The following is a 7,385-nucleotide window of genomic DNA, read 5'->3' on the forward strand; positions in this document are numbered from 1 at the left end:
TGAAGCTAATTAATGTCCTATGAATTGGAGTGCTGCATTACCGACTTTTTTCATTACTTTACGCGAAGGTGTAGAAGCTGCTTTAGTGGTAGGCATTGTCTTTGCTTGTTTACAGCAAGCTCAACAACAAAAATTACATCGCTGGATATATTTAGGTGTTATCAGTGCGGTAATAGCTAGTTTTGTAGTTGGGTTGATACTCAATTTAACTATCCAAGGATTGCAAACGTCTGATTTACTCTATGCACCAGTTTTCAAGCAATTGTTTGAAATGGGATTAGGGTTAATAGCAATTTCTATGCTCAGTTGGATGTTAATTTGGATGACACAACAGGCAAGATTCCTCAAAGCTGAAATTCAAACTTCTGTAAACACTGCTTTGAATGAAGATAAAAAAGCAGCTTGGGCAATTTTTAGCTTAATCTTTATTGCTGTTTTTCGAGAAGGTTTAGAGACAGCATTATTTATTGTTGCTCAATTTCAATCGGGTTTTATACCTGTGCTGGGAGCAATAGGAGGATTAACTATAGCAGTGTTAATTGGAATGCTGTTATTTAAGTGGAGTATCCGCATTAACCTCAGTCAATTTTTTCAATGGATGGGGATATTACTATTAACAATAGTTTCCGGTTTAGTAATTTCGGCTCTTCGTCATCTTGATGCTGCTGTCACGGCTTTTAACCAAATTAATGCTCTGAATATTTGTCAAGGAGGAAGTAATGCTTGTGTTTTAGGTTGGCAAATTTGGGATTTTTCTGACATTTTACCTGATAAACAATTTCCGGGAATTTTGCTAAAAACTCTATTTGGTTATAACCAAAAATTGTATTTAGCCCAAGCTGTAGCATATATCCTGTTTTGGCTGGTTATTGGTGGTTTATATTTCCGCAGTCTTAACCAATCTGCACCATTAAAACCAGCAAACAAACTTAATTAAATGCAGCGGTAACGGAAAATTATAAAATGTTGGGTTTGTTGGGTTGCACTTTCGCTTAACCCAACCTACGTTTTTTAGGAGTAGAATTAACAATGCCAGCCAATTTTTTACGTCAAATTTATCAAAAAAATTCGGCTGAGTTTGAATTTCAAACTTTAACTTTTTTATGATGACAACATTTTACATTTTAATCAATGGTAAAATCACAGTAAATGTTGTTCCGACACCAACTTGACTATCAACTGAAATCTCACCACCATGAGCTTCTACACATTTTTTGACAATTGCTAAACCCATACCTGTACCAGAAATACTGCCGACATTTTCTCCCCGATTAAAGGGTTGAAATAGCCGTTTTTGGTCATGTTTGGAAATGCCAATTCCCGAATCTTGAACCCGAAAAGTAACAGTTTTGTCTTGACTAATTAATTCAAATTTGACTTTGCTGCCAGGGTGGGAATACTTAATGGCATTACTGAGCAAATTTTCTAAAATGTGCCGTAATAAGCTTTCATCCCAAAGGGTGTCTTTAAAATCACCAAAACTAGTGAACTCTATGGTAACTTGCTTATCTAAAGCAGTTAAATGTAATTCTTCTAGGGTTTGATGGCAAAAAGCTTCTAAATCTATTTGACTTAGTTGACTGTGTAATTTCCCAGAATCAGCTTTACCGATGAAGGAAACTTCATCTAATAACTGTGCCATATTTTTAATGGCAGAGCGAATCATCCGCAAATGATTAACTTTTTTCTCTTTGGTTAATTTTTCATCACTGTTTTGTAGCAATCCAGCAGCTAAGAGAATAGTATTTAAAGGATTACGAATGTCATGAGAAAGCATGGAGACAAATTCAGATTTGAATTGATTGATTTCTTTGGCTTTTACCAATTCCGCAGTTCGTTCTTCAACCCTAGTTTCTAATGCTTGATTGACTGTACGTAATTGTTCTAAAACCTGTTTTCTTTCTATTGCATATCGGACTGAACGCACTAATACATCTGGATTTACTTGCCTTTTAACTAAATAATCTTGCGCTCCCTGTCGCACTGCCTCAATTGCGAGTTCTTCATCGTTGGTGTTGGTGAGAACAACAATTGGTGTACTAGGAGCGTGACTTATCAACAGTGGTAAAGATGATAATCCTTGACTATCTGGTAAGGTTAAATCCAACAAAATTACATCATAGATTTGCTGACTTAGTTCAGAAAATGCGTCTCGTAATCGTTGCACATGAACTAAACTAAACTCTTTGGTTTGGGCTTGCTTGAGAAACTCTTGTAACAACCTAGCTTCTGCCAAGTTGTCCTCAATCAACAAGATTTTCACTGAGTAGCTCGCAGCCATAATTTCCTGGTTTAATCCCCCTCTAATTTCTGATTTTTGAGTCCTGAACAATAATTTTTCTCCCATGCTTTCTGGCTTTAATCTGATGGTAAGGTAGCGGTAGAAAACCAAAATTCCTCAATCCCTTTAACTATTTGAAATAGTTGGCTGAGGTTACGGGATTTGGTGATGTAGCAGTTTACGTGTAAGTCGTAGCTGTGGTAGATGTCATCTTCGTTTTTGGAAGTTGTTAACACTACCACAGGAATGCGTTTGAGTTTGGGATCTGATTTAATTTCTGCTAGTACTTCTCGTCCATCTTTTCTGGGTAAGTTCAAATCTAGTAAGATCAGATCTGGGCGTGGTGCATCTGCATATTCGCCTTCTTGACGGAGATAAGCCATAGCGTCTATGCCATCTCTAACTGTCACTACCTGATGGGGTAATGTACTAGTTTTTAATGCTTCTTGAATCAGACGGATGTCGGCTTTATTATCCTCAACTAAAAAGATTATTTTGTGTGTTTCTTCCGTTTCTGCGCTCACGCTCACGTCCTCCGGCTGGAATGGTAAAGTAGAAGGTTGCGCCCTGTCCGAGTTGCGACTCAACCCAGATCCGCCCCCGATGACATTCGACAATTTTCTTACAAATTGCCAAGCCCATACCTGTGCCGGGATATTCATCCCTTGTGTGTAGGCGTTGAAAGATAATAAAAATGCGATCGCTAAATTGCGGTTCTATGCCAATTCCATTATCGCGCACTGAGAATAACCACTCATCTTCTAGTCTCTCTGCACCTATATGAATTTGCGGTGGTTCTTCACTGCGGAACTTAATCGCGTTACCTATCAGGTTCAGAAATAGCTGCATTAGTTGTGTACTGTCAGCCATGACGGTAGGTAAGGGGTCATGGGTAATAATAGTACCTGTTTCGGAAATACGTTTGCGTAAATTGCTGAGAGCGCGTTCTAAGGCTGTGTCTACTTCAGTCACTTGAAATGCGATCGCTTGGGAATCTACTTTGGAGTATGCTAGTACGTCATCAATTAACGTCTGCATTAAGCTCACTCCCTCGACTGCGTAGTTAATAAACTCTTTCGCATCTTCATCAAGTTGGGCTTCGTAGCGCATCTCTAATAGTTGCACATAATTGGCTACTTGATTGAGTGGTTCTTGCAAATCATGGGAAGCCACATATGCAAATTTTTTCAACTCTGCATTAGAACGTTCTAAATCTTGCGCTAATTGAGCTAATTCATCAGCTTGACGGAGGACAATATTCACAATTGCCTTTCTCAGTTCTAAAGCGGCTCTAATTTCTACATATTTCCAGGGTAAAGATGTTAATCTGACTGTTTCTTTCCACAATTCAAATGATTTACGTGGACACAAACGCAAATTTCCATGTGATTGACTAACTTCAAATGCCTTATGAGGATCACCACCCCAATTTACAGTTTGAATCACTTCCGGTCGGAACCACAAAACATAATTCCGCTGAGAAATAGGAATAGCTAACAAACCACTAGCGACATTTTTGAAGCTGACAGCATCTGGATATAGACTAGGAAGAGAATCTGTATAAAATACCTCGTCCTCTATATTATTCTTGAGCCATTCCACTAAAAAGTTTAAGTCTTCTTCTTTGGGAGTTTCACCAATCAAGGTGTAATTTCCCCCAAAACAAACTGCTGCTCCTTTCGCACTAGTTAAATCCAGAAGATTGGGCTGTTTTTTCACCAAGCCATCAATAAAGTTATCTTCGTGGGACATATATTCAACTAATAGTGATTGAATAGATGTCAAATTCATCCGATAGTCATAATCTTCTGTTTCTTCTCTAGCAGAAATTTCCGAAAATATCAATCTTCCCAAGAATTCGCAAGCTTTCCGCAATTCATAAGAAACATATTTGGGTGTTTGATGATGACAAGCAATCAATCCCCAAAGTTTTTGGTCTTTAATCAAAGAGATAGTCAAAGAAGCGCCCACACCCATATTATGTAAATATTCTGTATGGCAAGATGCCGCACTTCTGAGACTAGATTGTGTTAAATCAACCGGACGCTCAGTTACAGGATTATTGACAGGAAATATTTCTATCGGTTGAGAATGAGCATCTGGGATTAATCTAATTGAATTGGAAATAAATAATTTTCTGGCAGGTTTGGGAATATCTGACTCTGGAAAGTGTAAACCCAAGTAAGGTTCTAAACTTTCGATTTTTTCTTCAGCGATCACAGAACCATGTCCATCATCATCGAATTTATATAACATTATTCTGTCAAATCCCGTCACCTTGCGGATTTCCTGGACGATGATTTGACCAAATTCTCGGAGATTTTTAGTAGTTTCTAGTTGATTTATGGATGCTCTTGCTAAATGATAAAAGCTTAAAAATGGAATATTTTCTTGGGAAATAGCAGGTTCTAATTCCAGGATTAAAAACCCTTCAGTGTTACGGTGAAATACGGCATCAAATACGGTGTATTCATCACCTTTTTTTCTAATCCAAATTTTGGTAGGATTAATAAAATCTAGATTCTGTTCTGATAAACCCGATTTAATTCTTTCTATTTGGAAGGGATCTACTAAATCTTCTAATTTTTTGCCCAGCATATTTTCCGGAGAAATTCCGAAAATATTTAAGGTGTTATTGCTAACTTGCAATACTTTTAACTCTGGTTCTTCTAAAACTAACAAAATACCATGAGGTTGAATTTTGCTCGAAATATGAATTGGTGCTTCTTTCAAGCTGGTAACATTCACATTCTGCACTTTTAACCCTATATCCATCTCGATTACCCTTTATTATCTAGGTGCGTCAAGATTAGAGTTAGCGATAGATTTTCTCACCTGTCAGGGTTAGTATTCTACCTAAATGTAACTCTCTTAGCGCTTTTAATTAAATTAATTTGCAGATTATTTCCAACATATGCCGACGCTGTAATAATTTTCCTATCTCGGCAAGAAATTAAATGAGATATTTAGCTAATTCGCCATTTCCACTAAGCTTAATTTTGTTGTCTTGCTTAATATCATTTTACTTCTAATTTGTCATTGGGTATAGTTACCCTAATCTGCCAACTGGTTTCAGTGTAACAGGCAGTTTTACTGAATACCGATAAGAAATGTAAAATACAGGCGATTAAATAAACAGTGTTTATGTAGCTATGTTAAGTAAAAAATCAATAAAATAATTTTGTTGATCAACTCAAATCCAAGTTCTAAACCACATCCGTAGGCGATAATCCTCTAAAGAAAGAGGTAAACCCAAATAAATAGGCATCCAAAAAACAAAAGCAGCGACAATAATGAATGTAATTGTCACACCAAGCGCACGCAGTTCTCGATGATAACTACGAAGACATTGATCAACAAACCAAGCGATCGCTATAAATACAAATACTACTGCACACATATAATGATAAATAAACACGCAGCGATTTACCTTCACCCAAGGTAAGAAATTAGCTGCATAGTTAATAACTAAATATAAAGCAATCCAAGTATCAACACCGAGATTTTTAGGAATAAAAACACGTTTTTGCTGTATTCCTGGTAAAACCATTTTTACAAACAGCATTCCTATTAAAAATATAATTGCTGCCAAGCCAAACCACCATAAAAAAGGATTACCCATAGCATGGACATCATAAACTACTTTCCCAGCACCAGCAGGTAAAGGAGGCCCGAATACAGAGAGGGGATCTTTTATACTTTGAGTTGTTTGGTAATAATAAGCCATAGGTCGAGTTAATAATGGCCATTTGTACCAAGCTGCACAATAAGGATGTACACTAGCGCTATTACCACCCAACTGAAGATGAAACTTCAAAATCTCTTGATGAACCGCTATAAATCCATACCTTGTATCTAGTTGGAGGTGAGGAATCCAAATTAGAATGTAGATGATGGCGGGGATAATTCCTAAATAGGATATCATCTGGAAAATATTAATTTGAGTGAGATTTTGCAGTGGGGTTTGAATAGTAATATCGTCTGTTTTAGCTTGAGATTTAGTAGTAGAATTTAAGGGATACAAATAAGAGAATAAGGGAACACGGGTCAAGGGTGAAAAAGATTGCAGCCAACGAATTATCCAAGCTGCTATCCACATTCCATAAGCACCTGCAAGAAACCATAAGCCATTCCACTTAGTACCGACTGACGCACCAAAACTAACTCCAGTCAAAACTAACCACAACCAACGCCGTTGTTTCTGTTTTTCTAATGCTAATAATAAAAACCATTGCCCTAGTAAACCAAAGATAACTATATAGATATTACTGAGAGCATAACGAGATTCTACCAAAAACAATCCGTCACAAGCTGTAAATAATCCGGCTAATAAAGCAAAGCTACGGCGATAACTTAATTGATAAGTAAGTAAAATAACTATTAAAGGAATAAATGAACCTGTAAAAGCATTTGCCCAACGATAACTCCAAGGGGATAATAAAGAACCTGTCAACCCATTGACTGTATCGTGCCAAAAAGGGATATGACTACCAATCCAAATACCAACACCAATGATATATTGACTTAACGGTGGGTGAGCATTAAAAAATGGGGTACGAGTAAGATAGTTATTGCCAAATTGGGCAAAGTAAACTTCATCAAATACCAAAGTGTTAAATCGATTCAGTCCCCAAAAACGTAAGGCAACTGAGAGGATAAAAATCCCTGCCATTCCCATTCTGAACCATGTTTTAGTCATTAGTCATTAGTAATTAGTCATTGGTGATTTTATCAGAAATAAACGAGTTTAATACTCCTACCCTAGGGTAAGGCCAAAGGCATACAGCAGAATACATCCGTCAGGAGGGGCGTATTGCAATACGCCCGTACAGGAGTCAGGAGTAAAACTGGCTTTGTGTATAGGTTTCAATTTAGATTTTGTACCTCCTAACTACGCAACCTGCTGTATGTCAACAAGTAGCTTGTGTTCAGCAATTTAAAACTGTTTAACTTCTGGCTTCTTTAAGAAAAATTAACAATTATTCGGGATAATAGCTGTACAGAGAATCGTGAATCCCATACACCATGTCACAAATAGAACGATTGCAAAAAATGGCGGAAGATGAGCTAACTGAGTACAGTTTCAATTTAGATTTTGTACCTC

General features: G+C 37.1%; 5 protein-coding genes. 1 reads left to right on the forward strand and 4 read right to left on the reverse strand.

What is annotated here, in order from left to right; translation table 11 throughout:
• The first annotated feature begins 19 nt into the window (after positions 1-19).
• The gene (locus tag A9Y75_RS20105; protein WP_071191314.1) at positions 20-937 is read left to right on the forward strand and encodes an FTR1 family protein; all 918 of its coding nucleotides are present in this window, start codon (positions 20-22) and stop codon (positions 935-937) included.
• A 180-nt stretch (positions 938-1,117) separates the two neighbouring features.
• Here the strand turns inward: A9Y75_RS20105 and A9Y75_RS20110 are convergent, their stop codons facing one another.
• From A9Y75_RS20110 to A9Y75_RS20125, 4 genes are all read right to left on the reverse strand, one after another.
• A complete protein-coding gene (locus A9Y75_RS20110) occupies positions 1,118-2,281 on the reverse strand; it encodes a hybrid sensor histidine kinase/response regulator (protein ID WP_071191462.1) in 1,164 nt (387 codons plus the stop codon).
• 77 nt (positions 2,282-2,358) lie between these two features.
• On the reverse strand, positions 2,359-2,805 hold the full coding sequence (locus A9Y75_RS20115) for a response regulator (RefSeq protein ID WP_071191315.1): 447 nt from the start codon (positions 2,803-2,805) through the stop codon (positions 2,359-2,361).
• Positions 2,759-5,056 (reverse strand): ATP-binding protein, encoded by a 2,298-nt coding sequence (locus A9Y75_RS20120; protein ID WP_071191316.1) that lies wholly within the window; start codon positions 5,054-5,056, stop codon positions 2,759-2,761. The genes A9Y75_RS20115 and A9Y75_RS20120 overlap by 47 nt, the downstream gene beginning before the upstream one ends.
• A 418-nt stretch (positions 5,057-5,474) precedes the next feature.
• Positions 5,475-6,980: a phospholipid carrier-dependent glycosyltransferase gene (locus tag A9Y75_RS20125; protein ID WP_071191317.1), complete on the reverse strand. Its 1,506-nt coding sequence runs from the start codon at positions 6,978-6,980 to the stop codon at positions 5,475-5,477.
• Positions 6,981-7,385: the final 405 nt, after the last annotated feature.

Origin of the sequence: Trichormus sp. NMC-1 (assembly GCF_001858025.1) — a bacterium.
GTDB lineage: Bacteria > Cyanobacteriota > Cyanobacteriia > Cyanobacteriales > Nostocaceae > Anabaena.